Below are 25,765 nucleotides of genomic sequence, written 5' to 3'. Positions count from 1 at the left end.
GGGAAACGCGTCGGGCCGGACGGACGCGGTGGTCCGTCCGGCCCGGTCGGGCCCGGCGTCAGGCGCGGTGCACCGTGATGGTCGTCCAGGCGCCGACGTGGATCCGGTCGCCGTCGTTGAGCGGGACGGCGGTGTGCGGGGTGATCGGCTCCGCACCGCCGTTGACGGTGGTGCCGTTGGTGGAGTCCTGGTCCACCAGCACCCAGCTGCCGTCCGCCTGTTCGGCCAGCAGCGCGTGCTGGTGCGAGGCGCCCGGGTCCTCCGGCGGCACCGACAGGTCGATCTCCGGGACCGTCCCGCGGTGCTGGCTGCGCCGGCCGATCCGCAGCTGGCCGCGGCCGGTCAGCGGGACGCGGCGCTCCGGGCAGTACGGGGGGAAGAACAGGCCGGCCGCCTCGGGACCGCTGCGGGCCATCATGTCGGTGAAGTAGTCGCGGTCGGCCGAGACCACCGCGATCCAGTTGGCTCGGACCGGCTCCGCCGGGGCGGCCTCCGGCTGGGGCTGCGGCGGGGCGAGGTGGAACGAGGTGCGGAAGTCCCCGCCGGCCTGCCCGTTCTGGCCGGGCGGCTGGGCGTAGACCGGGCCGGAGTCCTCGCGGGCCGGGGCCTCGGGGAACGCGCCCTCGGGCGGCGGGTAGCCGTAGGTGTGCGCGGGCACGGGGGCCTGCGGCTGCTGCGGCTGGAGCTGCTGCGGGAGGGGCGCCGGCTGCGGCTGGCCGTGCTGCGGTGCGCCGTGCTGGGGCTGGGCGTGCTGGGGGACCCCGGGCTGAGGGACACCGTGCTGGGGCTGGCCGTGCTGTGGTGCGCCGTGCTGGGGCTGGGCGTGCTGGGGCGCGCCCGGCTGCGGGGCGCCGCCGTACGCCGCCGGGATGTTCAGCGGCGGGGGCTGGGCCGGGCCCGGCGCGGGGACGCCGGCCGCCGGGGGCTGGCGGCGCGAGGGCGTGGAGAGCTCGTAGTCGTACCCGCACTCCTCGCAGAACCGCCCGGTCTGCGGGCTGCGGCAGATCGGGCAGACCACCAGGCCCTCGGTGAGGTCCGGGAAGCCCTGCGCGGGCGGCGGCGGGTAGGCGCCGGGCTGCGGGTGGGCCCCCGGCGGTGCGGGCGGGGGCGGCAGCGGGGCGCCGTAGGGCGTCCCGCCGTGCTCCGGGTGCCCGGCGGGTGCTCCGGGCGCGGGGTGGGCCCCGTGCGCCCCCGGATGGGCCCCGGGCGCCGGGGCGGGCGGAGTCATCGGAAAGCCGCAGAAGTCGCACCAGTCCTCGGCCTGCGACTCATGGCCCCTCGGGCAGATCGGCATCAGTTCCCCCTCACATCGAGCCGGCTTGGGGCGGCGTCGCACCGGGTCGTCGGCCCGGTCACGTCTTCAGCGGTCACTTCTTCACACGCACCGTCTTGGTCGACCGGGTCTCAAGGGTCATCGAGTCGGCCTCGCTCACGTTCTTACGGAACCGAACGGTACCCTCCTTCGGGTCGACCACGTCGACCACCTTCTGCAGCAGTTTGTAGGTGCCGTCGTTCCCGGTCGCGTGCGCGATCCGGACGGCGGCGCCCAGCTTGGCGGTCGCGGTGTCGACGTCCCCGGCCCGGTGGGCCTCCAGGCCCTCCTGGATGGAGGAGGCGAGCTCGGCCTGCCCGGTGTAGTGGGCGACCTGCGGGCTGATCCGGGTGGAGGAGGCCAGGTCGTCCGTCCAGACCGCCTTGACGAGCCCCTGCGAGAGCACCTCGGGGGTGCCGCCGCCGACCTGCGGGGGCAGCACCAGGCTGATCCGCGCGGCGAGCATCTCGTTGCCGACCGAGGCGGCCGGGACCTCGACGCAGACGTGGTAGTCGCGGCTCTCGTCGCCCCAGGAGCCGGTGGGGTAGTCGCCGGCCCGGGGGCCGGCCTCGGCGCGCCGGGCGGTGAGGTCCTCGACGCTGGGGGCGACCTGCTTGACGAACCTGACGGTGGCGTTGGCCGGGGTCCAGATCCGCAGCGCGACGTCGGCGACCTGCTTGCCCATGGCGCCGGCCATCATCGAGCGGAAGTCCTCGGCCAGGCCGGACGGTTCGGCGACGATGTCGACGGTGCCCAGCAGCGCGGAGGAGATCTTGCGCAGCTCGTCGATCCGCCAGTCGGTGCCGACGCCGCGGCAGTCGGCGGTGAAGTGGCCGCCGACCCGCTCGATGGTGCGCTCCAGGTCGGCCGCGGACTCGTGCTCGTTGTTGCCGTCGGTGAGCAGGACGGCGTGCCGGATGGTGATGTCGCGGCGGGTCAGGAAGAGCTGGTCGGCCTTGGCGAGCCAGCTGCCCATGGCGGTGCCGCCGGCCGCGGTGAGGCGGCGCAGGGCCTCCTTGGCGCGGCCCCGGGTGTCGGCGGAGGCGGTCGCGAGGGTGCCGTCGCCCGGGTAGATGTCGCGGGCCTCGTGGGTGCCGGCGACCACCGCGAAGGCGGTGCCGTCGCGCAGCGCGTCGATGGCGGCGGCGGTGGCCTCCCGGGCCCCGTTGATCTTGGTCTTGGGGTAGTCCATCGAGCCCGAGCAGTCGACCAGGATCACCACGGCCGCGGCGGCGTCGGCGCCCTGCTGGGCCGCGTCCGAGAGGCCGAGCGGGCGGCCGCCGGAGGTGCCGCCGCCGGTCGCGGTGACGGTGACGATGGCGTTGACCTCGCGGGCGCCGTCGGCGAGGTACTCGTTCTGGAAGATGTCCACGTCGAACCTGGGCAGGTTCGGCTTCGCCAGTGTTGCCATGGGCCGGTGGCTCCCGTCAGGTGGTCGGTGCAGGTCGGTGCAGGTCGGTGCAGGTCCGTGCGGCTTGGTGCGCCTTGGTGCGGGGCGGTGCAGTGCGGGGCGGTGCAGTGCAGTGCGGGGCGGTGCGGACCGGTCCGTGCGGTCGGCCGCAGCGGGCCCGCCCCCGGTGGGGCGGGCCCGCTGCGGCGACGCGGCGTTCCGTCAGGCCGTCGGCGGGTGCGGCGGCTGGGGCGGGACGACCGGGGCCGCCGGGGCGGCGGGTGCGGCCGGGGGGACCGCCGGGGGTGCGGGCGGGGTCGGTGGCAGCGGGGCGGCGGGGGAGCCGATCACCGGGAGGTCGGGCAGGGTCGGATCGTGGTCCTCCTCGTCCTCGCCGGCCGGGGCGCCCCGCGGGACGACCACGGGCAGGTCGAGGGCGGTGGCCGTCCGCTCGTCCTCGTCGTCGCCGACCGCGCGGGCCGGCGGGTCGATCGGCAGGACGGCGACGGTGATGTTGTCGTGGCCGCCGGCGGCGACCGCGAACTTCACCAGGGTCTGGGCCGCCGCGAGGGGTTCGGTGCGGGCGTCCGGTCGGACGTAGTACGCCAGGTCGGTGGCGGCCTCGGCGTAGTTCCACAGGCCGTCGGTGCAGATCAGCAGCACCCCGGGGACGTGCGGGGTGAAGTCGAGGGTGTGCGGGACGACCTCCTCGGCGTCCGCGCCGAGCCAGCCGGTGATGGCGTGGGCGCGCGGGTCGGCGTAGGCCTCGGCCTCGCCCATCAGCCCGGCCTCGACCATCCGGGCCGCCCAGGAGTCGTCCTGGGTGAGCCGGAACGGCTCGGCGGCGGCGCGGTCGTCCGGGATCCAGTAGGCCCGGGTGTCGCCGACCCAGCCGATGGTGATCCGGCCGCCGGACGCTATCGCGCTGACGTAGGTGCAGGCCGGCGCGTTGAGGTCGGGCCGGGCGGGCCCGGCGCCGTCCGCGGCGAGGTCGGCGACGGCCCGGGCGGCGTCGGCGATGGCCTGGCGCATCGCGGCGGTGGGTTCGCGGCCGGCCTCCAGGGAGGTCAGCAGCGATTCGGAGGCGGCGTCGACGGCGGTCTCGGAGGCCTCGTCGGGGCGGTCGGAGGAGGACACGCCGTCGCACACCACGGCGACCACGACGGGCTCGCCGCCGGGCAGCGACGTCGCGGCGACGGTGAAGGAGTCCTCGTTGCGGTGGTGGCGCACGCCGCGGTCGCTGACCCCGGCGACGCCGCCCAGCGACTTCTCCATGTGGTCGCGCGGGCGCGGCTGGGCCCGGCCGCAGGCCTCGCAGTAGCCGTCGGGGGTGACCTGCGGCCTGCCGCAGTGCGCGCAGCCCGGCCCGTGCTGCGGCGGGACGGTCTCGCCCGGGGCGGCGGTCCAGCTCGCGGGCAGTGCGCCCGGGGCGGGCCGGCCGTCCCGGCCGGCCCCGCAGGCGCCGCAGAAGGCGTCCTCCGGCTCCATCGGCTCGGAACAGCTCGGGCACACGGTCTGCTGTGGCATCGGCTACACCCACGTCCTGGGGCGGGCGCGGTTGGCCCGCTCCACCATCTCGATCCTGGTCTCGGTCCGGTCGGCCAACCGGGCGAGTACCCGGTATGACTGTTCCAGGGCGAACCGCAGTTCCCGCTCCACCGCGGGACGTCCGAGCACCGTGGGGGCGCCGGCCTGGGCGGCACCGGTCGAGCCCGCGGTGACCCAGCCGAGGGCCGCCCCGAACAGTTCGACGGAGAGCTCCTCGCGGCGCCGGTCGTCCAGCCGCAGCGCGGTGAGCTGCGCGGAGCTGGCGCCGAGGTCGGTGGCCAGCGGGTCGGTGGCGGGCCGTTCGCGCAGGCGGGCGCGGACGGCGGCGATCCGGGCGGCGGTGTACTGGCTGGAGGTGGCGGGGACGGACTCCAGGGCCCGGACGGCGCCGGGGCGGTCGTCCTCGGCCAGGCGGACCCGGGCGAGCCCGAACGCGGCGCTCAGGTAGGCCTGGTCGGTGGTCCACACCAGCCGGTAGAACTCGGCCGCGTCGCCACCGTCGCCGAGCAGTTCGGCGCAGACGGCCAGGGCCAGCTTGGGTGCGGCCTCGCCGGGGAAGGCGTCGTACACCGCGTCGAAGGCCTCCGCGGCGGCCCGTAGGTCCGCGGGGTTCCCGCGCGTGCCGTCGCCGTCCCCGTCGACCGAGGCGACCAGGGCGACCAGCCCGCGGTACCAGACCACCCGCCAGTCGTCGGGGTGGTCGTTCTCCAGGGCGCCGAGTGCGGCGGTGGCCTCGCGGTGGCGGCCGAGTTCGAGCTGGGCGCGCAGTTCGCGCAGTCGGCTCTCGACGGAGAAGGCGGGCGCGCCGGCCAGGGCGGTGAGCGCCTCCTCGGGGTCGGTGGCCAGGAGGGTGGCGAGGAAGCCGGCGTTGGGGTCGTCCGGGTCGACCCGGGGGACGGGCAGGGCGAGGGCGGCGGCGGCCGGGTCGAGGGCGGTCACCAGGAGTTGCCCGGCCTGCTCGGTGGGCATCACCAGTTCGGTGTCGACGACGCGCAGTTCGGGCCCGAAGAGGGTGGACTGGGCCGGTCGGGGGCGCTCGTCCTGGAGGGCCAGGATCTCGCGCAGCACGCCGGTGAGCTGGTCGGCCATCTCCTCGGCGGAGGAGAACCGGCGGGCCGGGTCCGGGTCGGTGGCGCGGACCAGGAAGCGGTAGTAGGACTCGTAGCGGGCGAAGACCTCGACGTCCTCGGGGCCGGGCAGGGTGTCGCGGAACCGCCCGGTGTAGCCCTGGAAGTCGAAGGTGAGCACCGCGAGGGTGCGGGCGACGGTGTAGAGGTCGGAGGCGGGGGAGGGGCCGTCGGCGGCGATCTCCGGGGCCTGGTAGCCGACGGTGCCGTAGATCGGGCCCTCGTCGTCGAAGCGGCGGACGGCGCCCATGTCGATGATCTTCAGCGTGTCGCCGCTCTGGATCACGTTGTCGATCTTGAAGTCGCAGTAGACCAGGCCCCGGCCGTGCAGGTAGCCGAGCGCCGGCAGCGCCTCCAGGGCGTACGCGATCGCCTGCTCGACGGGCAGCGGCTCGCGCCGGTCGTCCGCGGTGCGGCGGTCGTTGGCGATGTCCTTGAGCGACTTGCCGCCGACGTACTCCATCACGATGTAGCCGTCGGTGGAGCCGGTGCGCAGGTCCGGGTGCTCGGCGAAGTTGATGATCCGGACGATGTTCGGGTGGTCCACCTCGGCCAGGAAGCGCCGCTCGGCGACGGCCGCGGCCAGCGCGTCCTCGTCCCCGGTGTCCAGCAGGCCCTTCAGCACCACCCACTTGTCGTTGACCCGCCGGTCCACCGCCAGGTAGATCCAGCCGAGCCCGCCGTGCGCCAGGCAGCCCACCACCTCGTACTGCCCGCCGACCAGGTCCCCCCGGCGCAGCTTGGGCGTGAACGAGTACGGGGTGCCGCACTTGGTGCAGAAGCCGTCCGGCCGGCCCGGCCGGCCGCCCTTCTCCCGGCCCACCGGGGACTCGCACTTGGAGCAGAACCGCTTGCGCTCCGGCACCTGCGGGTTCTCCAGCACCGCCTGCGACGGGTCGGCCGTCTCCACCGTCGGCACGGTGACCAGGCCGGCGCCCAGCCGGTTGCGGGTGCCGGCGCTGCCGCTGGCGCGGGTGCTGCGCACCGAGACCGAGCGGCTGCTGCCGGTGCGGGTCGAGCGGTGCGAGCGGGAGCGGCCGGACATCGAACGGGCCGATCCGGTGCGGGAGGAGACCGAGCGGACCGAGCCGCTGCGCCCCGAGTCGGCGGAGACCCGGGCGGAGGGCAGGTGGGGCCGGGTGGCGCCGGTGTCGCCGGCGGGCGGGGTCAGGCCGCACTCGTCGCAGTAGCCGTCGGCGTCGATGCCGCCGGGGCAGTCCCGCGGGCAGGGCGAGCCGGGGCCCGCCACGGCCGGGGCGGCCGGGGCCGCCACCGGGGGCAGGGTGCCGCCGCCCGCCGGGGCGAGCCCGCACTCGTCGCAGTAGCCGTCCTCGTCGATCCTGCCGTCGCCGGAGCACTCCGGCCGTACGCACGTCCCGCCCATCAACCTCAGCCCCCCTGTACCTGTCCGTCGACCGGCGTCGGGCCGGCCGTCTCCGGTGCGGCCCCGGCCTGTGCCGGCCGCAGCGACTGCTGGAAGCGGGCCACCGCGGCGGCCGCCGCCCGCAGGTCGCAGGGCGCGCTCCAGAGCAGCCAGCGCGCCTTCTCGTAGTGCTCGATCACTTCCGGGTCCTCGGAGACCCGCAGCCGGGCCGCCATCGCCTTGTAGGCGTCCAGCCGGCCGCGCAGTTCGGCGCGGACGGCCAGCGGCTGGGTCACCTCGGTGAGCGCCTGCCGGGCGCGGCCGAGCTCCTTGGCCGCGGCGTCCTCCAGCGCGTCCAGCAGCGGCGCCAGCCGGCCCCACTGCCCGGCCTGGCGCAGCTCCAGGGCCGTCACGATCCGTTCGCGCAGGGCCGAGGCCGGGCCGGGCACCGCCGGGACGTCGCTGGCGGCGATCTTCGCCAGCACCTCGCCGCGCGCCCGGCGGGCCTCGGCCAGGGTGGCGTCGGCCCGCTGGAGGAGGTCCCCGACGCCCTGCAGGCGCTCCTCGGCGTCGTCGCGCAGCCGCAGCAGGTCCTCCAGCTCCAGCCGCACGCCGTCCAGGGCCCGCCCGGCCCGGTCGAAGCGCTCGGTGTCCACCACGCCGGCGGGCGTGGCGAAGGCGGTGCCCTCCGGGACGGTGCCGCGCTGGGCGGGCACCCGGGCCGGGCGCCACAGCGCCAGCGGGTCGCCGCGGACCTCGGTGCGCAGCGCGGTGAGGTCGGCCTCCAGCCCGGCGAGGTCGTCGCCCAGCGGGTGGCCGCCGGCCCGCACGCCGAGCGAGGCGGCTAGCGTGCGCACCCGGTGGAGTTCGGCCAGCAGCAGGTCGATCCGGGCCGGCAGCGCCGACCAGACCGCGTCGGCGGCGCTGACCACCTCCAGCACGGTGGCGTACCAGGAGTTCATCCGGGCCATCAGCGCGTCCAGGCTGATCCGCTCGACCAGGCGGGCGGGCGCGCCGAGCAGTTGCGGGCCGTCGGGCAGCGCGCCGCCCGGGACGGTCACCGCGTCGCCGGTCAACAGCTCGCTCAGCTCGGCGAGTTCGGGCGCACCGGGTTTGGCCTTGCGGGCCCGCACGGCGCGCGCCGAGGCCAGCGCCTCCGAGTAGCGGTCGAACAGCGCCCAGAGCAGCGGCAGGCCCTTGCCGGCGACGGACCACTGCTCCAGGGTGCGCCCGGCCAGGTCGGCGCCGTCGAGCAGCCGCAGGCCCGGGTGGTCCTGCAGGGCGAGCAGCGCGGACTCGACCGCGTCGCGCTCCGCGCCGAGGCGCGCCAGCGCGCGGTCCACCTCCTCCCGGCTCAGTACCGGGCCAGCCGATGCCGCCACCGCGGTGTCCTTCCTTCCTCGCGTGCGATCCCGTCCTGCGATCCCACGACAGCCCCCGTGCCCACCGGCGGTCTCCCCGCGGTGATCGTCCCGAACCCTAGCCGGTGGCCCCGCGGCGGGTGCGGGCGCGGGGCGTCGGTGGTGCCGGCCCCGCCCCGCCCGCCGCCCGCCCGCGGGCCGGTCAGTGTGCCACCGGCCAGTAGTGGTCGGCGTCGTTGACCATGTAGGGCTTGAGCCAGCGGTCGTACGAGCTGCGCCAGGCGCCGCTCGCGTAGTAGTCGGCCAGCACCTGGTTGACCCGGGCGGTCAGGTCGGGGCTGGTCTTGAGCATCGCGACGCCGATCACCTCGGGCTGCGCCTCGCCGTCCACGATCCGCACGGTCTGGTCCTGGGCGGCCTGGCCGGCCGCCAGGCCGTCGTCGGTCATGGTGGCGTCGACCTTGCCGAGCTGCATCAGGACCAGGCAGTCCAGCTGGTTCTCGACGGTGACGACCTGCCTGGCGGTCTTCTTGCCGTCCAGGACGTTCCAGGCCGTCGAGCCCTTGGCGGCGCAGACCGTCCGGTCCTTGACCGCGTCGTCGACGTTCTTCGCCGGGGAGGCCTTCGGCACCAGCACCCGCTGGGTGATGCTGAAGTACGGCTTGGAGAAGGCGACGTCCTCCATCCGCTTGCAGTTGATCGTCATGGTGCGGACGATCAGGTCGACCCGCCCCTTCTGGACGGCGTCGACCCGGTCCGCGGTCGCCACCGGCTTGAGCACCACCTTGTCGGCGTCGCCCATGACGGCGGTGCCGATCGCCCGCGCGAGGTCGATGTCGAAGCCCTCGATCTGGCCGGTGTTCGGGTTGCGGGCGCCCCAGCGGTAGCTGTTCTGGTCCACACCGATGACCAGGCTGCGCCGGGCCTTGATCGCCTTCACCGCCGGGCCGTCCTCGGTGCTCGGCGGCACGCTCTTGTACACGTCGCAGTCGGCCTGGTCCTGCGTTGTCCGCTGGTCCTGCCGCACGGTCTGCGGCGCGCCGGCGGCGACGGGCGCGGCGCCGGACGGGCCGCCCCCGCCGAGCACGGCCGCACCGGCGGCGAGCAGCGCCAGCACGGCGGCCGGCCGGCCCGTTCGGGTCCTCTTGCGCATCTGTCGTCCCCCCTCTACCGGTACTCGGCCAGTCGTCGGCCCAGGCCCCGCAGCGCGGCGGCCGCGGCGACCAGGCCCAGCACCGCGACGGCGACGGCCGTGGTGCGCAGGTCCCCGTCGACGCCCTTCGCGGACGCCAGGAACCGCTCCTGCTCGGCGTCGGCCGCCTTGGCGAGCGCCTGGTCGGTGCCGTTGAAGGCGGCGTCGGCGGTGGTGGTGGCGCCTACGGCCGAGACGGTCGCGTCCAGGGCGCCCTGGTAGTCGGCCCGGTCGACCTCCGCCTTCCGCGCGGAGGTGTGCCGCTCGTCCCAGACGGCGTACTGCGCGCGGGCGTCGGCGACCAGCGACCGGGCCTGCGGCGGCGCCAGCCGGAAGGCCTCCGGCAGCGTGCCGACCAGCTGGTCCACCGGGGTGTCGGCGGGCGCACTGGCGGACAGGTGCTGGGTGGTCTTGAGCCACTGGTCGGTGTACCTGGTGGTGGAGCCGCGGGCGACGAAGTTCAGGTTCTCGGCGAGCCGGGCGGTCAGCACGTCCACCCGGGCGGCGTTGAGCGCGCGCAGCGGGGTCGCGCCCTCGCGGTCGCTCTGCTTGAGCGCCGCGCTGGCGGTCAGGCCGGTGACGGTGAGCCAGAGCGCGCCGGCCAGGACGGCGGCGGTGGCGCCGAGCAGGCCGGGGTTGAAGACCCGGTTGGTGCGGCGGAACAGCGTCAGCTGCACCCAGACCAGGGCGGCGAGGGTGAGCAGCGCCAGGACGTACGCCCCCCACGGCACCGCCTTGGCCTCGGCGTAGTCGGCGGCCAGTTCGCCGTTCTCGATGGTGGTCAGTTCGGCGGCGGCCGGCAGCAGCTGGGTCTGCATCTGCTCGGAGGCGTACCGCAGGTAGGCGCCGCCGAGCGGGAAGCCCTGCCGGTTGTTCGTCCGGGCGCTCTCCACCAGGCCGGAGTAGAGCGGGAGTTGTTGGTTGATCCGGGCGAGCGAGCCCTGTGCGGGGGAGGTCGCGGTGGTCCGGGCGGCGGCGTCGGCGATCAGCTTGGCGGCCGTGGCGAGGTCCTGCTCGTAGCGGTCCCGGACGGCCTTCGGCTCGGCGCCGGCCAGCAGGAAGCCGGTGGCCGCGGTGGTGTCGGCGTCGGCCAGCGAGCGGTGGATGTCGGCGGCGGCCTGGCTCAGCGGCTGGCTGTAGGAGACCACCCGCTGGGCGGCCTGCGCCCGGGTCTCCAGCTGCCAGGCCGTCAGCGCGCCGAAGGCCACCGTCAGCGCGGCGAGCACCGCGCCGGCCAGTCGCAGCCGGCCCGGGGCCGTCCGGGCGGCCCGCGCGAGCCGCCCCCGCAGCCCGCGCGGTGCGGGTGGGCCCGCGGCGGGGCGGCGCGCGGGCGCACCGCCGGGTCTGGACGCCGTGGCGCCCGGTGGACCGTTCGGCCGTGTCCGGACCGCGGCGCCCGGTGCGCCGGTACCTCCTGGTGTCGCCACCCGCCTCACCCTCCCCTGGGGCCGGCCCGTCATCCGGGCGCGGCCGATGCCAGCAGTATGGCCGTGACTCCCCCCGGCCACACCCGACTTGCGCCGATCTTGAGTTTCCGGTGCACGGTTCGAGGCTTCGCCGCGGTGCCGCCCCGGGCGCCTCGGCGGCCGCGCGGGGCGGGCGGCGTACCGTCCGACGCCGGACGCACCCCGTGCGGTTCCCCGGGCGGTCCGGAGCGCCGGGGTCCGCCCGGGTGCGCGCTCCCGCTGCGGGCCGGACGCTCTCCGTACGATGGGCGCATGCGCCTGCTTGGAACGATCTCGCCCGACCGCCCGCTGCTCGTCGTCGCCGTCCGCGAGGAGGCCGCCCACCTGGACGGCCGGCTGCCCGTCCTGCTCACCGGCATCGGGAAGATCAACGCCACCTCGGCGCTGGCCACCGTCCTCGCGCAGGGCGAGCGGCCGTCCGAGGTGGTCAACCTGGGCACCGCCGGCGCGCTGCGCCCCGGTTGGGAGGGCACCCACCACGTGGTCCAGGTGATCCAGCACGACCTCGACACCCCCGCCCTGTACGAGCTCACCGGGCGCACCTACGGCGCCCCGCTGGTGGTGGGCCGGGGCCAGGGGCCGGTGCTGGCCACCGGCGACCTCTTCGTCTCCGACCCGGCGGCCCGCGCCCGGCTGGCCGAGCACGCCGACCTGGTCGACATGGAGGGTTACGCCGTCGCGGTGGTCGCCCACCGTGCCGGGCTGCCGGTGCGCCTGGTCAAGCACGTCAGTGACGAGGCCGGCGAGGGCGCGGCGCACAGCTGGCGCGAGTCCGTCGACGTCTGCGCCCGCCACCTCGCCGACTGGGTCGCCGCGCAGGGCTGGTGACGTTCCAGCCGGTGACGTTCCAGCGGTGACGTTCCACCGGTGCGGAATCCGCGGTGGCGCGGTGACCGGTGACACCGCGCCGCCCCGGCCGCCCGACCGGACCGGTGCGGGAGGCGTGACGAAGCCCGCCGAGCGCTTGCTCGGCGGGCTTCGTGCCGCGTGGGGGCGGTGGGTTTCGGGGTGCGGGTGCAGGCCGTGGACGCGGCTGCGGGTGCCGGGCCGGGGCAGGCCGCGGCGGGGCGCAGGGCCGGGCCGGGGCGAGCCGGGGCGGGGCGGGTCCTCGGAGCCGGGGCAGGCCGGGGCGGGCGCGGGGCCGGGCCGGGGCGAGCCGGGGCGGGGTGCCGGAGGGGCCGGGGGAGGGGCGTCAGGCGCGGGCGGCGTCGATCTTGTCCTGCAGGGCGGTCAGCAGGTCCTTGAGGATGCCGATGGTGCCCTCGTCGACGAGGGTGCCCTCGCCGTCGAAGCGCTCGTGGGAGCGGAAGGCGACGAGTTCGGGCTTGGCCACCACGTCGCTGTCGGTGCAGAGGAAGACCTGGCGCAGCGCCAGCTGGGCGCGGACGGAGCCGAAGCTGCCCGGCGCGGCGCCCATGATCGCGGTGGGCTTGTGGCGCAGCGGGACGCCCTCGGTCCGGCTCCAGTCGGTGCTCAGCCAGTCCAGGGCGTTCTTGAGGACGCCGGGGACGGAGTAGTTGAACTCCGGGGTGGCGACGAGCAGGCCGTCCGCGGCGGAGACCGCCCGGCGCAGCTCCTCGACGACGGCCGGGCGCAGGCCGGGGTGGTCCAGGTCGTAGTCGTACGGGGGTATCTCGCGCAGGCCGTCGTAGATCTCGATCTCCATGCCGGCCGGGTCGAACGCCTGGGCGGCGCGCAGGAGTGCGGTGTTGTGCGAGTCGGCGCGCAGCGAGCCGGAGAGGGCGAAGACCTTGGACGCGGTCATGGCGGTGCTCCTTGCGGGTGGATGTGGGTGGTGGCACGGACGGCCGGCCGGACCGCCCGGTGCGGGGCGGGAGTCGGGCCGGCGGTCGTTCCGACGCCGAGAAATCTAAACGGTTCAGTTCAGCACGTCAACCAGACGGTTCAGTCTTGACTCTGAACTGAATCGTGTAGTTCAGTCTTGGGCATGACGACGACTCAGCTCGCCGCGGCCCAGGCCGCCCCCGTCCGCTCGACCACCACCGTCATCGATCCCGTGCACACCTTCGAGGGCGCCGGCTTCCCCGTCCGCCGCCCGTTCCCGGTGGCCGAGCTCCCGATGCTGGACCCGTTCCTGATGGTCGACCAGACCGGCCCGCTGCTGCTCGCCCCCGGCGAGGCCAAGGGCGCCCCCGCCCACCCGCACCGCGGCTTCGAGGCGGTCTCCTACCTCATCGAGGGCTCGATGGACTGGGCCGACTCGACCGGCCGGCGCGGCACCAGCGTCGCCGGCGAGGTCGAGTGGCTCACCGCCGGCGCCGGCATCGTGCACTCCAACGAGCCGACCGCCGACCTGCTCGCCCGCGGCGGCCGCCAGCACATGCTCCAGATCTGGGTGAACCTGCCCGCCCGGCTGAAGGACCTCCCGGCCCGCAGCCAGAACCAGGGGCCCGACACCATCCCGGTGGTGCGCACCGGGGACGGCAGCGCGGTCAAGGTGATCGCGGGCCGCAGCCACGGCGTGGCCGGGCCGTTCGAGACCCACCTGCCGGTCCTGCTCGCGCACGCCGTGCTGCCCGCCGGCGGGCAGGTCGAGTTCACCGTGCCGGCGGGCCACAACGCCGCCGTCTACGTGCTCTCCGGCGCCGTCGAACTGCCCGACGCGCCGCTGGCGGACGGTCAGCTCGCGGTGATGGCGCACGACGGCGAGCGGATCGCCGTCGCCGCCCCGGGCGGCCCGGCCGAGGTGCTGGTCCTGGCCGGCGAGCCGATCGGCGAGCCGGTGGCCCGTGGCGGCCCGTTCGTGATGAACACCGCGGCCGAGCTCCGGCAGGCCCAACTCGACTTCTCGAACGGCAAGTTCGGGAGGATCCCGGAATGAGCCCGGGAGTGCTGGACACGGCGGCCGGGGCGGGCGCGCCCCCGGCGGAGCCGTCGGCGGGCAGCGCCGGCCGGGGCGTACGGGGGTCGCTCCGGACCGGCCTGCTGCTCGCGGCGGTCGCCGCACCCGGGGCCGCCGGGCTCTCCAGTCCGAGCCTCGTCCTGCCCGCCGTCGCGCGCGAACTGCACACCGGCCTCGACTCCGCGTCCTGGCTGATGAGCGGCTACGGCCTCGGCATGATGCTCGGCACCCCGCTGCTCACCGGCACCGCCGGTCGGCGCGGCCCGCGGGCGCTGCTGCTCGCCTCCGCGGCGGCGCTGCTGCTCGGCGTGCTGGTCACGCTGGCCGCCGGGGCGGAGCTCGGCCCGCTGGTCGCGGGGCGCGCACTGCAGGCGGTCGGCGCGGCCGGGTTCAACGTGGCCGCCTTCCAGCTGGCCGCGCGCCGGCCGGACGGGCGGGCCTCCGGGCTCGTCGCGATCGGCAGCGCGGCGGGCGGCACCGCCGGGCTGTTCATCGGTGCGGCGGTGGCGGCCGGGCTGGGCTGGCGGGCCTGCCTGGTGCTCCCGGTGCTGACCCTGGCGGTGCTGCCGGCCGCGCTGCGCGCGTGCGCCGGGGCGGTGGCGGACCGGGTGGCGGATCCGGCGCCGGCCCCGGGGTCGCGGGGCAGTGCCACAGCGGCCGACGGGCCCGCGGGTCGCGGCTTCCTCGGCCTGGACGCCCTGGCGGTGCCGCGCTTCCGGGCCGTCGCCGGCGTGATGCTCGTCCTGGCGACCGTCAACTTCGGCCTGGTCTACGGCGCCCCGCGCCGGGCCGCCGCGCTGACCGGCTGGAGCGCCGTCCAGACCGGGGCCGTCGGCTCGCTCGCCACCCTGACCGGCGCACTGCTCTCCTGGTCGCTGGTGCGCGCCGCGCCCCGGCTGGGCCTGCGGCGCACCGCCGGCCTGCTGCTCGGCGGCTCGTTCGCCGCGCTCGCCCTCGCCGCGTCCAGCCCCTGGGCGCCGCTGGTGCTGCTGGGTGCGGGCGCCAGCGCCTGCGTCAACGCGGGCGGCCAGGGCGTCCTGACCGGCGCCGCGGCCGAGGCCGTCGCGCCGCCCCGGCGGTCGGAGGCGATCGGGCTGTTCAACCTGGTGTTCCTGCTCGGCGCGGCGCTCGGCCCGCAGCTGGCGGCACTCGCCCCGCGCCTGGCGGAGTTCGGCGAGCGGATCGCCGGGCTGGGCCCGCACTTCGCCTCACTGGTGCACTGACCGGTCGCGGCGCCGGCCGCGGGCGGGTGCGCCGGCGAGGCGGAACGCGCTCCGTCGGCACCCTGCCGGGCGCCGCCACGCGATCCGACCGAACGGTTCAGTTTCCTATACTGGCCCGTACCGTCTCCCCCCGAGCACCCCGAGGAGAACCCCGATGGCCGCCGACAACCCCGGGCCGATCGACGAGTTCGGCATCCCGATCATCCCGAGCCCGGTCGACGCCGCCCAGCGCAAGCGGCAGGCGATCATCGACGCGGCCCTGGTCGAGTTCCTGAAGGAGGGCTACTCCGCGGCCTCGATGGACGCCATCACCGCGCGCTCCGGCGTCTCCAAGGCGACCATCTACAAGCACTTCGGCAACAAGGAGCGGCTCTTCCTCGCGGTGATCGGCGGCATACTGCCGACCACCTACGAGGACCTCAAGCCGTGGAACTCCACCATCGCCGAGGCCGACGACCTGCGTTCCGCGCTGATCACGCTCACCCTCGACTGGACCCGCATCCTGCTGCGCCCCGACATCATGTCGCTGCGCCGGCTGGTGATCGGCGAGATCGACCGCTTCCCGCAGCTGGGCCAGCTCTGGTACCGGGTCAGCTACGACATGAACAACGGCCCGCTGATCGAGGCCTTCGCCGAACTGGACCGCCGCGGCGTGCTCGCCGTGGAGGACCCGGTGCTGGCCGTGCAGCAGCTGGTCGCCTGCACGGTGGGCGTGCCGCAGCTGGTGCGGACGTTCCGCCCGGAGGCCGACCTGGACGAGGCCGGGATGCACCGGATGATCAGCTCCGGGGTCGACCTGTTCCTGGCCCGGTACGCGCGGGAGCGGTGACCGCGGCGACGGCGGAGGTCCGGGCGTCCGGAGCGGCGGCCGTGCCGGCCTCCGGACGGGCGTCCTGAGCGGCGCCCGGCCCAGTCTCCGGAAGGGCGTCCGCAGCGGCGCCCGGCCCGCGACGGCGCCGCCGCAGCCCGGCCACCAGCAGCAGCACCGCCGTCCACGCGCCCGTGCACAGCACCTGGCTGCGGCTGCCCGGGTCCACCAGCATGAACACCAGCACCCCGGCCATCGCCGCCAGCGCCAGGTAGCCCAGGTACGGGAAGCCCCGCATCGGGGCCGCCGGCCCGGGCCCGCCCCGCTCGGGCCCGCGCTCCTGCTCGGGCCCCCCGGGGCGTCGCCGCCGGCCGTGCAGCCGCAGGTGGGAGGCGGCGATCAGGATCCAGACCACCAGGATCGCCGTCCCGATCGAGTTCAGCAGGAACGGGAAGACGGTCCGCGGCCACAGCAGGCTGAGCACCACCGAGGCGAAGCCGAACGCGGCCGAGGCGAGCACGGCGCGGCCGGTGCCGGTCGGGGCGCCGCTGCCACCGGTGACGCCGTCCGGGGCACCGTCCGGGGCACCGCCCGGGGCACCGCCGGGGGCGGCCGCCCGGCCGCGGCCGGTCAGCAGGCGCGGGGCGTCGCCGCGGGCGGCGAGGGCGTGCAGCATCCGCGAGGAGCCGTAGATGTTGGCGTTCATCGCGGACAGCAGGGCCACCAGCACCACGGCGTTCATCAGCTGCGCCGCGCCCGGCACCCCGATCCGGCCGATCGCCGCCGCGTACGGACCGGCCGCGACCGCCGGGTCGTCCCAGGGCACCACGGCGACGATCACCGCCATCGAGCCGACGTAGAACAGCGCCACCCGCCACAGCACCGTGCGCACCGCCCGGCGCACCGCGGCCACCGGATCCGCGCACTCGGCGGCGGCGATCGTCACCGTCTCCAGCCCGCCGTACGCGAACACCGCCGCGATCGTGCCCACCGCGACCCCGTGCCAGCCGTGCGGCAGCAGGCCGCCGTGGGCGCTCAGGTGCTCCGCGGCCGGGGCCCGGCCGGTGAGCACGGCGGCGGCGCCGAGCAGGATGAACGCGCAGATCGAGGCCGCCTTCACACCGGCGAACCAGAACTCCAGCTCTCCGAAGTGCCGCACGCCCGCCAGGTTCGTCCCGGTGAACAGCGCCATGAACGCCGCCACCCACACCCAGGCCGGCACCTGGGGCAGCCATCCCGCCACGATCCGGGACGCCCCGATCGCCTCCGCGGCCACGCTCACCACCAGCAGCGCCCAGTACATCCAGCCGGCCAGCAGCCCGGCCCAGGGCCCCCAGGCGCGGGTGGCGTGCGCGGAGAACGACCCGGAGCCGGGGTGGGCGGCGGACATCTCGCCGAGCATCCGCATGACCAGGACGGTGAGCGCCCCGGCCACGACGTACGACACCACGATCCCGGGCCCCGCTGCGGCGATGCCGACGCCGGAGCCGACGAACAGCCCGGCTCCGATCGCCCCGCCCAGCGCGATCATGGCGATGTGACGCTGTCTCAGCCCACGACTGACCGACCGGTCCTCGGACATCACGGCTCCCCCCGTTCTGATCCAACCGGGGGAGATCCTGGCCCGGACCGCCCGTCGTGATCAAGTCCTCCGGCCGGTCCGACCGAGGTGTGGACACCCGCCGACCGCGGCCCGGGGCGGCCGGCGGCCGGGGAGAGCCCCCGCCGCCGGCCGCGTCGCGCCCCCTCGGCTCCGGAAGCGCGCCCCTCAGCCCCGGAAGGCCGTGACGTCCAGCAGCGCCAGCCGGTCCGGGTCGGTGAGCACGTCGATCGCGGCGATCGCGCCGTCCACCACGGTGAACGCCATGACGGAGATCGTCCGGCCGCCGTCGTCGATCACCACCGCGCCCGCGACGCCGTTGACCAGCGCGGGACGCGCGAACGGCGACAGCGTGCCCCACAGGACGGCCTGCCCCGCCACCTCGGCCGCACCGGAGAGCACCACCGTCTGCCGGACCCGCACGCCCGCACCGCCGTCCGAGCGCAGCACCACGTCCGGATCGAGCACGGCCAGCAGCGCGTTCAGGTCACCGTTGCGGGCGGCGGCGTAGAACGCGTCCACCGCGACCCGCTGCCGGCCCAGGTCGGGATCGGGCGCCGGCGCCTGCCCCTGCACCCGGCGGCGGGCCCGGCTGGCCAGCTGGCGGGTCGCGGCCGAGGTCCGCTCGATCAGCGGGGCGATCTCCTCGAACGGCACCGAGAACATGTCGTGCAGGACGAAGGCGACCCGCTCCGCGGGGGACAGCGACTCCATCACCACCATCAGCGCCAGCCCGACCGAGTCCGCGAGCATCACCTCCTGCTCAGGGTCGACCACGCCCTCGCGCCGCAGCAGCGGGTCCGGGATCCGCACCTGGTCGGAGCCGCCGGGTTCCAGCGGCTCCTCACGGCGGTGCGCCCGCTCGCGCAGCAGGTTCAGACACACCCGGGACACGACGGTGGTCAGCCAGCCGGCGAGGTTCGCGACGTCCCCGGTGTCGGTGCGGTCGTACCGCAGCCAGGTCTCCTGGACGGCGTCCTCGGCCTCGCTGATCGAGCCGAGCATCCGGTACGCCACGGCCCGCAGTCTGGGCCGGTGGGCCTCGAAGAGCCCGGCCGGATCCTGTGCGGAAGATTTTCCGTCCACCCGTGTCACATTCCTTCGTCGCCGTGGGTCAGTACAGCAGGAGCCACCAAACAACGGCTGCGGCGCGGAGATCAACTCCCCGCCCGGGACGAATCGGAGACGATCGTGACGAAGAACCCCAACGCAGGCACCCCCGCGAGCGGCACCCCCGCGAACGGCACCCCGGCGAACGGCACCCCCGTCCTGGTGACCGGTGGCACCGGCACCCTCGGCCGCCGGGTCGTGCCGCTGCTGCGCGCGGCCGGTCGGGAGGTCCGGGTCCTCAGCCGGCACGACCGCGAGCCCGCCGACGGCGTGACGTACGTGCGCTGCGACCTGCTCGGTGATCCGGCCGCCGCCGCGGCCGGCCTGGACGAGGCGCTGGCCGGCGTGCACACCGTGCTGCACCTGGCCGGCGGCCCCAAGGGCGACGACGCCGCCACCCGCGTCCTGGTCGAGGCCGCCCGGCGGGCCGGGGTGGGGCACCTGGTGTACATCTCGGTGATCGCCGCCGACCGGATCCCGCTCGGCTACTTCCGGGCCAAGCACGCGGCCGAGGAGGCGGTGGCCGGTTCGGGCCTGCCGTACACCGTCCTGCGGGCGGCGCAGTTCCACGACCTGGCGTTCACCGTGGTCGAGAAGATGGCGAAGCTGCCGCTCGTCCCGGCCCCCGGCGGCGTCCGGTGGCAGCCCGTGGACGTCCGGGAGGTCGCGGCCCGGCTGGTCGAGCTGGCACTGCACGCGCCCGCCGGGATGGTCCCCGACCTGGCCGGTCCGACGGTGTACGAGATGGGCGAGCTGACCCGCGGCTACCTGGAGGCGCAGGGCCGCAGCCGCCGCCACCTGCGTCTGCGGGTGCCGGGCAGGCTCGGCCGCGCCTACCGCGCCGGGGACAACCTCACCCTGGCCGGGGCCGAACTCGGCCACCGCACCTGGGAGGCGTACCTGGCCGACCGGCTGGCCGCCTGAGTGTCGCCGCCGGCCCGTAGGGTGGCCGCCATGCCGACCACCACCCCGCTGCTCGACGCCATCCGAGCCGACCAGGCCGCCCTCGACTACCTGCTCTGGCCGGGCGACTTCGACCTCCGGCACTACCCGCACGTCGAGGAGGTCGTGCTCGCCTCGGGCGAGGCCCTGGAGCCGGTGGGCAAGGACGGCGCGGGCGGCACCTTCTTCCTCTGCGGCGAGGGCGGCGAGGAACGCCCCGTGCTGTACGCCGACTCCGAGGGCGGTGCCGCGCTGCTGGCCGTCGGCCTGCCGGAGCTGGTCCGGCTGCTGCTGGCCGTGCCGTGGTGGCGGGACTGCCCGCGGCTGACCGCGGAGGAGAGCGCGGAGGCCGCCGAGGAGTACCTGGAGGACGAGCCCGGCCTGCTCGCCGACCGGGACGCGGCAGCAGCCGCCCTCGGTCTCGAAGTCCCCTCGGAGGCGGCGGCGTTGGCCCGGCTGCGGGAGGTGGCGACCGGCCTGGGGAGCGGGTACGTCCTGCTCAACGCCGAGGAGGGCACCGCCTACGCGCCGCTGTTCCGGGCCTGAGGCCTCCTGGTCGCTCCGGTCCTGAGCCCGCCCGGTCGCTCCGGGGATCGTGCGCCCCGGACCCTGCGCCCGTGGGGCCGTGCGCCCGAGGCGCCGTGCGTCCCGGCGTCAGGCCTTGGCCGCGGTGAGGACGGCCTCCGTGGTCACCACCTTGGCGAAGCGCATCGCGTGCAGCACCGTCGCCGTGGCGCGGGCGAGTTCGGCGGCGGGGACGGTCGTGCCGTCGGGCCCGGTCAGGTCGAAGGCGTGCATGGCGTCGGTGGGGAAGACCGCGTCGTAGCCGAGGTTGCCGGCCATCCGGGCGGTGGTCTCGCAGCACACGTTGGTGATGATCCCGGTGACCACCACCTGGCGGGCGCCGCGCTCCTGCAGCCAGGCGTGCAGGTCGGGGGTGCCGTAGAAGGCGCTGTTCACGGTCTTGGTGACGTGCAGTGCGGGCGTGACCTCCGCGACGAAGTCCTTCAGCTCGTAGCCGGGTGTCCCCGGTGCCAGCGGTCCGGAGGAGGAGCCGTGCTGCACCGTGACGATCGGACGGCCGGTGGCCTGCCAGGCGGCGATGAGGTCGGCGATCCGCTGCTCGGCCTGCGGGTTGTCGCGCGGGCCCCAGAAGGCCTCGTCCTCGAAGCCCTTCTGGACGTCGATCAGGAGCAGGACGGCGTCGGGGTCGAGGGCGAGCGGGGCGTCGAAGGCGTCGGTGTTCGTCATGCGTCCATCGTGCGGTCCGGTGCCGGGGGCCGGTGAGGGGAGCGGATGCCATCCATCGATAGATTCCTGCCATGCGAACGGTGGGTTGCCTGATCTTCGACGGGGTGCGGGCCTTCGACTACGCGGTGATCGGGGAGGTGTGGGCCAACCGGTCCGCCCGGCCCGGCCTCCCGGCCTTCGACCTGCGCGTCTGCGGCCCGGACGGCGCCCGGGTACGGCTCGGCGGAGGGCTCGAACGGGTCCCGGACGCCGGCCTGGCGGCGCTGGTGGACTGCGACCTGGTCGTCGTCCCCGGCATCGAGGACCCGGCAGCGACCCGCGACCCCGCCGTGCACGCCGCCCTGCGGGCCGTCCGCGCCGCCGGCATCCCGATCGCCTCGCTGTGCGCGGGCGCCTTCGTTCTCGCCGAGGCCGGACTGCTGGACGGCCGGGAGGCCACCACCCACTGGGCCCACGCTCCCGAACTCGCCCGCCGTCACCCGGCGGTGACCGTCCGCCCCGAGGTGCTCTTCACGGGCGGCGACGGCCTCTGGACCTCCGCGGGCGTCGCGGCGGGCATCGACCTCTGCCTGCACCTGGTCCGCGCCGCGCACGGCCAGCGGGCCGCCGCCACGATCGCCCGCACCATGGTCACCGCGCCCTTCCGGGCCGGCGGCCAGGCGCAGTTCATCCCCACGCCCGTCCCCGACGAGCCCGCCGACGATCCGCTCGCCCGGGCCCGCGCCGAGGTCCTCGCCGCCCTGGACACCCCGTGGACGGTCCGCCGGATGGCCGCCACGGCCCTGATGTCCGAACGCACCTTCGCGCGCCGCTTCACCGCCGCCACCGGCACCACCCCGCTGCGCTGGCTGCTCGACCAGCGCGTCCTCACGGCCCAGCGCCTGCTGGAGGAGACCGACCTGCCCGTGGACACCGTCGCCACCCGCTGCGGCTTCGGCTCCGCGGTCTCGCTGCGCCCGGTCTTCACGGCCCGGGTCGGCGTCGCCCCGCGCGACTACCGGCGGGCCTTCCGCGGGCGGGAGGAGGGGCGGGAGGACTGACCGTCGGCCGTTCCGGGCCCGTTCGACGTCGGGGTGCCCCGGCCGGGGCACCCCGGGCCGGTGCGGGCCGCCCCGCCCGGTCAGCGCCGGCGGCCGAGCAGCGCGGCGGTCTCGGCGCGCCGGTTCCAGGCGATCACGGCCAGCGGCACCATGAACAGGAACGGGGTTCCGGCGTTCTCGCCGTGCATCGCGGTGAGCTGGGTGACGAACGCGCAGGCCAGGAAGAGGATCAGCGCGCTCGCGGCCGGCCCGGCGAGCCGGCGCAGCAGCAGGCCGACGGCTCCGGCCAGCTCCACCAGCCCGGTCAGGTACATGAACCAGTGGCCCGCGCCGATGGCGTCGAAGACGGTCGTGGCGGCGGGCAGCGCGAGCAGCTTGGGCAGTGCGCTGGCCAGGGCGAAGAAGAGCGCGAGCAGGATCCGCAGCGTCCAGACCGTCCGGACCACGGCCTTGCCGGGCCGGGTGGCGGTGGCAGTGGCAGTGGCAGTGGTGGTGGCGGTGGTGGTCGCGGTGGCGGTGTTGGACATCTCAGGTCTCCCCGGTCGGCTGGCGTGGGCTTTCTCAGGTTTGACCGCCGCCACCGCCCGAACTCATCGGTCCCGGAGAAAAAACTTCTGCCGCCGGAGAGGAGCGGGGTGGCGGCCCTCAGCGCCGCCACCCCGATGGGTTCTCGGCACCCGGGTGGTGGTTCGTTGAGCCAAACCCCACCTTGGGGTGAACTCAGCCCGCCGCCGGCCGTCGGAGGACGAGGTCGGTGACGGCCGCCCAGTGCTCGGCCGGCGCGGTGACGATCACGTAGCCCTGCTGGCCGGGGAGTCGGGGGACCAGGGCGCTCAGGCAGCCCAGGCTGTGCTGGACCTCGACGGGGACGGCCTCGCCGTCGAGTCGGACCAGCCCGGGAGTGGGCGGCGCGTCGATCGGGGCCGGGCCGACGCTCGGGTCGAGGCGGTCGGAGTTGCCGAGGAAGTTCGAGAGCTGGCTCTCCGGGGTCGTGGAGGACTTCACCCGGTGGTGCTCCGGGACGGGCCGGGAGGTCTGCACGATCGCCACGAGCTCGCGGCCCAGGTGGTAGTTCAGGTCGAGGTGGCAGAGGTGGCCGTCGCTGCTCTGGCGCCCCAGGAGGGCGAACCACCCGGGCGGCGGGTAACGGAGGACTGCGATCCGCCCATCCCACTCCTCGGCCGTCTGGCGGTCGGCGGGGACGTGGCGGTCGTGACGGTCGTGCGGGCGGTCGCTGCGGAACACGGATTCCCCCAACGGTCGGGTGGTGCACGGACGTTCGCCCAGTAGACCATCACCCGGCGGGAGTGGCGGTGGCGGCGGTCCGCGCGCGTTCCCGACAGCGGGCCAGCGCGGGCCCGACCCGCGGGTCCGGGGCGTCGGCGGCCCGGAGCAGCTCCCCGGCGGTGACGAGGGAGGCCCAGTAGTGGGCCGGGTCGCCGGTGGAGGGGTGGGGATCGGTGGCCGCGAGGGAGAGGTAGGCGGCCGCCAGGTTCCCGGTGACGAACCAGCGGGCCAGCCCGTGCTGGTGGCCCGCGCGGATCCCGCCCAGCGCGTCGATCGCGGCGAGGAAGAGGTCGACGACGGCCCGGCCGCGCGGGTCCAGCGGCTGGGGGACGTCGAACACGCCCAGGGCTTCGAGCAGTTCACCGGTGTCCGCCTCGCCACCCGGGCGGGCGCCGGCGAGCAGGGCGTCGAAGCAGTCGTCGAGGCGGTGGTTCACCTCGACGGCCGGGATGTCGAGGGCGGAGCAGACCGCGCGGGCGGAGCGCAACGGCTCCCGGGTGCGGCGGGCCAGCTCGGCGTAGGCCTCGGCGGGCGTGGCGCCGGCGTCGAGCAGATGGCGGGCGGTGGCGGCGAGTCGCATGGTGGTGGGGGGCTTTCAGACGGCGAGGGCGGTGAGGGTGGTGTCGGCAGCGGTGACGGCGAGGGGGAGGGCCGGGGCGATCAGCGCCCAGACGAACTTGCCGACCCCGCCCGCGCGGGGACAGCACCCCCAGCGCTCCGCGAGCTGCTCGACGAGGAAGAGGCCGCGCCCGCGCTCGTCCTCGGGGACCGGGGAGTGGAGCGAGGGGCGTCCGCCGCCGGCGTCGTGGACCTCCAGGCGGAGGAGGCCGTTGACGAGGGCGAAGCGCACCTCGATCAGCCGGTCGGCCGGGGCGTCGGAGTGCTGGACGGCGTTGGCGAAGAGTTCGCCGAGGAGGAGCTCGGCGACGTCGGCGTAGCGGTCGCCGGCGGGCAGCGCCGAGAGGTAGGCGCGCAGCAACTGCCGGGCCACCGGCGCCGAGCCGGTACGGGAGTCCAGTCGGGCGGCGAAGGTCCGGGGGCGGTGGTGGTGGCGGGGGCCGGCGTCGGGGTGGGGGCACGTTGTGGGCATGGCGAGGCACCTCGGGGGCGGAGGGGAGCGAGAGGGGAGCGCGCAATCACGCTATGCATGCAGATGATCGCGCTCTGAGCTCAATGATCCGGTAGGCGGAGGTACGGTGATGGCCGAAATCAGGTACCGGGCGTACGTGGTACGTGAGGGGGACTGGCGTGGCACACCGACGGTTCAAGAGGGAGCTGACGGCGAGTTCGGCTGTGATGTTCGGAGAAGAGCTCCGGTTCTACCGGGAGATGGCTGGGTACACCCAGCAGGAGCTCGGCAAGCTCCTGCACTGCAACCGGACGAACATCACCCGCTATGAGACTGGTCAGCGACGCATGCCGCCCGACATGGTCGAGAAGGCCGACGAGCTGCTTGGCACGGGGGGATTGCTGAAGCGGCTCTGGGATCGAGTGGACTGGAATGCAGGGGTCGAGCACCCGGACTGGTTTCAGAGCCACGTGGACATGGAGTCCGAGGCGGTGGCCGCGAGAATCTTCCAAATCGCGGTGATGAACGGCCTGCTGCAATGCCGCGAATACGCCGAGGCGGTGTTCTCGGTCAGTGACGCCGCGGGCAATCCCGAGGTGATCGAGCAGCGGACCACTGCTCGATTGGCAAGGCAGAAGCGTTTCTTGGAGCCGGGTGGACCGTTGCTGATGGCGATCCTGGATGAGAGCGCCATCCGAACCGTCTATGGCGGGCCGTCAGTGATGCGACGTCAAATGGAGCACCTGCTGGCCGTTGCACAGCTCCCGAACATCGTCATCCAGATTGCGCCGTTCGCACATCGGCAGACCATCATCGACGTGTCGATGGTCTTGTTGGACCTGCCTGATGGGCGGACCTGGGTCTACTCCGAGAGCCTCGATCGCGGCCATTCAAGCGATCTGCCGGCGACCGTGGCGATGCATCGACGCAGCTATGATCTGCTCCACGTGGGGGCACTGTCAGTGGCCGACTCGCTGGCGCTGATCGCCGATGCGTTGGAAGGGTTCAGGGATGACGAGGAACGAGCTCGACGCGACCGCCTGGCAGAAGAGCAGCTACAGCGGCGGCAACGGCGGCAACTGCATCGAGGTGGCCCCCGGATTCCTTCCCGGCGCCGTCCCAGTGCGTGACTCCAAGGACCCCCGGGGTCCGGCACTCGTCTTCTCGACGGCTGCGTGGAACTCCTTCGTCGCTGCTGTGCAGGCGGGTGACTTCCCGGAATGACTCGGACTTGGCGCAAGAGCAGCTACAGCGGCAACGACGGCGGCAACTGCATCGAGGTAGCCCCCGGATCCCTCCCCGGCGCCGTCCCGGTCCGTGACTCCAAGGACCCGCACGGTCCGGTCCTCACCTTCCCCGCCGCCTCCTGGCAGGCCTTCGTCGCCTCGGTCCGCGCGGGGCACCTCCCGATCGAGGGCTGACACCGAACCCACCACACCGTCGGGGGCAGGGCATCCGCGGATGCCCTGCCCCCCACCCCCCATGGGCCCGCCCCCCCCCCCGGGGGGGTGTGGCGCGCCCCGGGGCGGCGCCCCCCCCCCGACGCCGTTTCCGCCGGCCGCCTCGCCGGTGGGGGAGGCGTCCCCGCCCGCCGATCGCCAGGTCCGGGCCCTGCCCGTTGCCCGGGGGTGGTCGGAAGCACCCCTCCGGATGGGCTATGGTTAACCCATCACCCAGATGCGCGGGTGGCGGAATAGGCAGACGCGCTGGATTCAGGTTCCAGTGCCCGAAAGGGCGTGGGGGTTCAACTCCCCCCTCGCGCACACAGTGAGCGGCCGGTCGACGCAACAGTCGACCGGCCGCTCTGTTTTCC

At 75.3% G+C, this 25,765-nt stretch carries 25 protein-coding genes and 1 tRNA gene; 11 read left to right on the top strand and 15 right to left on the bottom strand.

What is annotated here, in order from left to right:
• Positions 1-58: 58 nt before the first annotated feature.
• The 7 genes from AB0N04_RS20375 to AB0N04_RS20345 all read right to left on the bottom strand — a co-directional run bounded on the left by AB0N04_RS20375 (position 59) and on the right by AB0N04_RS20345 (position 10,519).
• Positions 59-1,294 (bottom strand): FHA domain-containing protein, encoded by a 1,236-nt coding sequence (locus tag AB0N04_RS20375; RefSeq protein WP_360216985.1) that lies wholly within the window; start codon positions 1,292-1,294, stop codon positions 59-61.
• Between the two features lie 73 nt (positions 1,295-1,367).
• Positions 1,368-2,723, bottom strand: a complete 1,356-nt coding sequence (locus AB0N04_RS20370) for a VWA domain-containing protein (protein WP_360216983.1) — start codon at positions 2,721-2,723, stop codon at positions 1,368-1,370.
• Between the two features lie 201 nt (positions 2,724-2,924).
• Positions 2,925-4,229, bottom strand: a complete 1,305-nt coding sequence (locus tag AB0N04_RS20365; RefSeq protein WP_360216980.1) for a protein phosphatase 2C domain-containing protein — start codon at positions 4,227-4,229, stop codon at positions 2,925-2,927.
• A gap of 3 nt (positions 4,230-4,232) precedes the next feature.
• Positions 4,233-6,761, bottom strand: coding sequence for a tetratricopeptide repeat protein (locus tag AB0N04_RS20360; protein WP_360216977.1), 2,529 nt, complete (start codon positions 6,759-6,761; stop codon positions 4,233-4,235).
• Positions 6,762-6,766: 5 nt separating this feature from the next.
• Entirely contained in the window at positions 6,767-8,122 is a 1,356-nt protein-coding gene (locus AB0N04_RS20355; protein WP_360216975.1) for a hypothetical protein, read from the bottom strand.
• A 181-nt stretch (positions 8,123-8,303) separates the two neighbouring features.
• Positions 8,304-9,254 (bottom strand): glutamate ABC transporter substrate-binding protein, encoded by a 951-nt coding sequence (locus AB0N04_RS20350; protein ID WP_360216972.1) that lies wholly within the window; start codon positions 9,252-9,254, stop codon positions 8,304-8,306.
• A 14-nt stretch (positions 9,255-9,268) separates the two neighbouring features.
• Positions 9,269-10,519: a hypothetical protein gene (locus AB0N04_RS20345; RefSeq protein ID WP_360216969.1), complete on the bottom strand. Its 1,251-nt coding sequence runs from the start codon at positions 10,517-10,519 to the stop codon at positions 9,269-9,271.
• Positions 10,520-11,011: 492 nt separating this feature from the next.
• Between AB0N04_RS20345 and AB0N04_RS20340 the strand changes: the two genes are divergently transcribed.
• On the top strand, positions 11,012-11,587 hold the full coding sequence (locus tag AB0N04_RS20340) for a nucleosidase (protein WP_360216966.1): 576 nt from the start codon (positions 11,012-11,014) through the stop codon (positions 11,585-11,587).
• Positions 11,588-11,951: 364 nt separating this feature from the next.
• Here the strand turns inward: AB0N04_RS20340 and AB0N04_RS20335 are convergent, their stop codons facing one another.
• Complete coding sequence (locus AB0N04_RS20335; RefSeq protein ID WP_360216963.1) at positions 11,952-12,524, bottom strand: NADPH-dependent FMN reductase; 573 nt, start codon at positions 12,522-12,524, stop codon at positions 11,952-11,954.
• A gap of 183 nt (positions 12,525-12,707) precedes the next feature.
• On the opposite strand from AB0N04_RS20335, the gene AB0N04_RS20330 reads away from it, so the two are divergent.
• The 3 genes from AB0N04_RS20330 to AB0N04_RS20320 all read left to right on the top strand — a co-directional run bounded on the left by AB0N04_RS20330 (position 12,708) and on the right by AB0N04_RS20320 (position 15,674).
• On the top strand, positions 12,708-13,601 hold the full coding sequence (locus AB0N04_RS20330; RefSeq protein WP_360216961.1) for a pirin family protein: 894 nt from the start codon (positions 12,708-12,710) through the stop codon (positions 13,599-13,601).
• Entirely contained in the window at positions 13,598-14,845 is a 1,248-nt protein-coding gene (locus tag AB0N04_RS20325; RefSeq protein WP_360216958.1) for an MFS transporter, read from the top strand. The genes AB0N04_RS20330 and AB0N04_RS20325 overlap by 4 nt, the downstream gene beginning before the upstream one ends.
• A 154-nt stretch (positions 14,846-14,999) precedes the next feature.
• Positions 15,000-15,674, top strand: coding sequence for a TetR/AcrR family transcriptional regulator (locus AB0N04_RS20320; protein ID WP_360216955.1), 675 nt, complete (start codon positions 15,000-15,002; stop codon positions 15,672-15,674).
• Here AB0N04_RS20320 and AB0N04_RS20315 read toward each other — a convergent pair.
• Entirely contained in the window at positions 15,625-17,235 is a 1,611-nt protein-coding gene (locus AB0N04_RS20315) for an amino acid permease (protein ID WP_360216952.1), read from the bottom strand. The genes AB0N04_RS20320 and AB0N04_RS20315 overlap by 50 nt on opposite strands.
• 186 nt (positions 17,236-17,421) lie before the next feature.
• Complete coding sequence (locus AB0N04_RS20310) at positions 17,422-18,339, bottom strand: sigma-70 family RNA polymerase sigma factor (protein WP_360216949.1); 918 nt, start codon at positions 18,337-18,339, stop codon at positions 17,422-17,424.
• A 183-nt stretch (positions 18,340-18,522) separates the two neighbouring features.
• On the opposite strand from AB0N04_RS20310, the gene AB0N04_RS20305 reads away from it, so the two are divergent.
• Together AB0N04_RS20305 and AB0N04_RS20300 are read left to right on the top strand one after the other, a co-directional pair.
• Complete coding sequence (locus tag AB0N04_RS20305) at positions 18,523-19,287, top strand: NAD(P)H-binding protein (RefSeq protein ID WP_360217057.1); 765 nt, start codon at positions 18,523-18,525, stop codon at positions 19,285-19,287.
• A 30-nt stretch (positions 19,288-19,317) separates the two neighbouring features.
• Positions 19,318-19,851: a hypothetical protein gene (locus tag AB0N04_RS20300; protein ID WP_360216946.1), complete on the top strand. Its 534-nt coding sequence runs from the start codon at positions 19,318-19,320 to the stop codon at positions 19,849-19,851.
• A gap of 108 nt (positions 19,852-19,959) precedes the next feature.
• On the opposite strand, the gene AB0N04_RS20295 is transcribed toward AB0N04_RS20300, so the two are convergent.
• Positions 19,960-20,556 (bottom strand): cysteine hydrolase family protein, encoded by a 597-nt coding sequence (locus AB0N04_RS20295; protein WP_360216943.1) that lies wholly within the window; start codon positions 20,554-20,556, stop codon positions 19,960-19,962.
• Positions 20,557-20,627: 71 nt separating this feature from the next.
• Between AB0N04_RS20295 and AB0N04_RS20290 the strand changes: the two genes are divergently transcribed.
• On the top strand, positions 20,628-21,596 hold the full coding sequence (locus AB0N04_RS20290) for a helix-turn-helix domain-containing protein (RefSeq protein WP_360216940.1): 969 nt from the start codon (positions 20,628-20,630) through the stop codon (positions 21,594-21,596).
• 80 nt (positions 21,597-21,676) lie between these two features.
• On the opposite strand, the gene AB0N04_RS20285 is transcribed toward AB0N04_RS20290, so the two are convergent.
• The 4 genes from AB0N04_RS20285 to AB0N04_RS20270 all read right to left on the bottom strand — a co-directional run bounded on the left by AB0N04_RS20285 (position 21,677) and on the right by AB0N04_RS20270 (position 23,973).
• On the bottom strand, positions 21,677-22,123 hold the full coding sequence (locus AB0N04_RS20285) for a DoxX family protein (protein ID WP_360216937.1): 447 nt from the start codon (positions 22,121-22,123) through the stop codon (positions 21,677-21,679).
• A 193-nt stretch (positions 22,124-22,316) separates the two neighbouring features.
• The gene (locus AB0N04_RS20280; RefSeq protein WP_360216934.1) at positions 22,317-22,841 is read right to left on the bottom strand and encodes a hypothetical protein; all 525 of its coding nucleotides are present in this window, start codon (positions 22,839-22,841) and stop codon (positions 22,317-22,319) included.
• A 49-nt stretch (positions 22,842-22,890) separates the two neighbouring features.
• Complete coding sequence (locus tag AB0N04_RS20275) at positions 22,891-23,463, bottom strand: hypothetical protein (protein ID WP_360216931.1); 573 nt, start codon at positions 23,461-23,463, stop codon at positions 22,891-22,893.
• Between the two features lie 15 nt (positions 23,464-23,478).
• Entirely contained in the window at positions 23,479-23,973 is a 495-nt protein-coding gene (locus tag AB0N04_RS20270; protein ID WP_360216928.1) for an ATP-binding protein, read from the bottom strand.
• Positions 23,974-24,131: 158 nt separating this feature from the next.
• On the opposite strand from AB0N04_RS20270, the gene AB0N04_RS20265 reads away from it, so the two are divergent.
• The 4 genes from AB0N04_RS20265 to AB0N04_RS20250 all read left to right on the top strand — a co-directional run bounded on the left by AB0N04_RS20265 (position 24,132) and on the right by AB0N04_RS20250 (position 25,715).
• Entirely contained in the window at positions 24,132-25,082 is a 951-nt protein-coding gene (locus AB0N04_RS20265; RefSeq protein WP_360216925.1) for a helix-turn-helix transcriptional regulator, read from the top strand.
• Positions 25,042-25,176 (top strand): DUF397 domain-containing protein, encoded by a 135-nt coding sequence (locus AB0N04_RS20260; RefSeq protein ID WP_360216923.1) that lies wholly within the window; start codon positions 25,042-25,044, stop codon positions 25,174-25,176. Before AB0N04_RS20265 ends, AB0N04_RS20260 begins: the two co-directional genes overlap by 41 nt.
• Positions 25,173-25,373 (top strand): DUF397 domain-containing protein, encoded by a 201-nt coding sequence (locus AB0N04_RS20255; RefSeq protein WP_360216920.1) that lies wholly within the window; start codon positions 25,173-25,175, stop codon positions 25,371-25,373. Before AB0N04_RS20260 ends, AB0N04_RS20255 begins: the two co-directional genes overlap by 4 nt.
• Positions 25,374-25,631: 258 nt before the next feature.
• A tRNA-Leu gene (locus AB0N04_RS20250) sits at positions 25,632-25,715 on the top strand.
• Positions 25,716-25,765: the final 50 nt, after the last annotated feature.

The organism is Kitasatospora sp. NPDC051702 (assembly GCF_040681575.1).
GTDB lineage: Bacteria > Actinomycetota > Actinomycetes > Streptomycetales > Streptomycetaceae > Kitasatospora.
This window is presented reverse-complemented; position numbering and strand designations above follow the sequence as displayed.

Bases quoted from the DNA above. Each gene is read 5' to 3' on its own strand.
- AB0N04_RS20375 (WP_360216985.1), bottom strand. From the start codon at position 1,294: ATGCCGATCTGCCCGAGGGGCCATGAGTCGCAGGCCGAGGACTGGTGC.
- AB0N04_RS20370 (WP_360216983.1), bottom strand. From the start codon at position 2,723: ATGGCAACACTGGCGAAGCCGAACCTGCCCAGGTTCGACGTGGACATC.
- AB0N04_RS20365 (WP_360216980.1), bottom strand. From the start codon at position 4,229: ATGCCACAGCAGACCGTGTGCCCGAGCTGTTCCGAGCCGATGGAGCCG.
- AB0N04_RS20360 (WP_360216977.1), bottom strand. From the start codon at position 6,761: ATGGGCGGGACGTGCGTACGGCCGGAGTGCTCCGGCGACGGCAGGATC.
- AB0N04_RS20350 (WP_360216972.1), bottom strand. From the start codon at position 9,254: ATGCGCAAGAGGACCCGAACGGGCCGGCCGGCCGCCGTGCTGGCGCTG.
- AB0N04_RS20340 (WP_360216966.1), top strand. From the start codon at position 11,012: ATGCGCCTGCTTGGAACGATCTCGCCCGACCGCCCGCTGCTCGTCGTC.
- AB0N04_RS20335 (WP_360216963.1), bottom strand. From the start codon at position 12,524: ATGACCGCGTCCAAGGTCTTCGCCCTCTCCGGCTCGCTGCGCGCCGAC.
- AB0N04_RS20330 (WP_360216961.1), top strand. From the start codon at position 12,708: ATGACGACGACTCAGCTCGCCGCGGCCCAGGCCGCCCCCGTCCGCTCG.
- AB0N04_RS20325 (WP_360216958.1), top strand. From the start codon at position 13,598: ATGAGCCCGGGAGTGCTGGACACGGCGGCCGGGGCGGGCGCGCCCCCG.
- AB0N04_RS20320 (WP_360216955.1), top strand. From the start codon at position 15,000: ATGGCCGCCGACAACCCCGGGCCGATCGACGAGTTCGGCATCCCGATC.
- AB0N04_RS20315 (WP_360216952.1), bottom strand. From the start codon at position 17,235: ATGTCCGAGGACCGGTCGGTCAGTCGTGGGCTGAGACAGCGTCACATC.
- AB0N04_RS20300 (WP_360216946.1), top strand. From the start codon at position 19,318: ATGCCGACCACCACCCCGCTGCTCGACGCCATCCGAGCCGACCAGGCC.
- AB0N04_RS20295 (WP_360216943.1), bottom strand. From the start codon at position 20,556: ATGACGAACACCGACGCCTTCGACGCCCCGCTCGCCCTCGACCCCGAC.
- AB0N04_RS20290 (WP_360216940.1), top strand. From the start codon at position 20,628: ATGCGAACGGTGGGTTGCCTGATCTTCGACGGGGTGCGGGCCTTCGAC.
- AB0N04_RS20285 (WP_360216937.1), bottom strand. From the start codon at position 22,123: ATGTCCAACACCGCCACCGCGACCACCACCGCCACCACCACTGCCACT.
- AB0N04_RS20275 (WP_360216931.1), bottom strand. From the start codon at position 23,463: ATGCGACTCGCCGCCACCGCCCGCCATCTGCTCGACGCCGGCGCCACG.
- AB0N04_RS20270 (WP_360216928.1), bottom strand. From the start codon at position 23,973: ATGCCCACAACGTGCCCCCACCCCGACGCCGGCCCCCGCCACCACCAC.
- AB0N04_RS20255 (WP_360216920.1), top strand. From the start codon at position 25,173: ATGACTCGGACTTGGCGCAAGAGCAGCTACAGCGGCAACGACGGCGGC.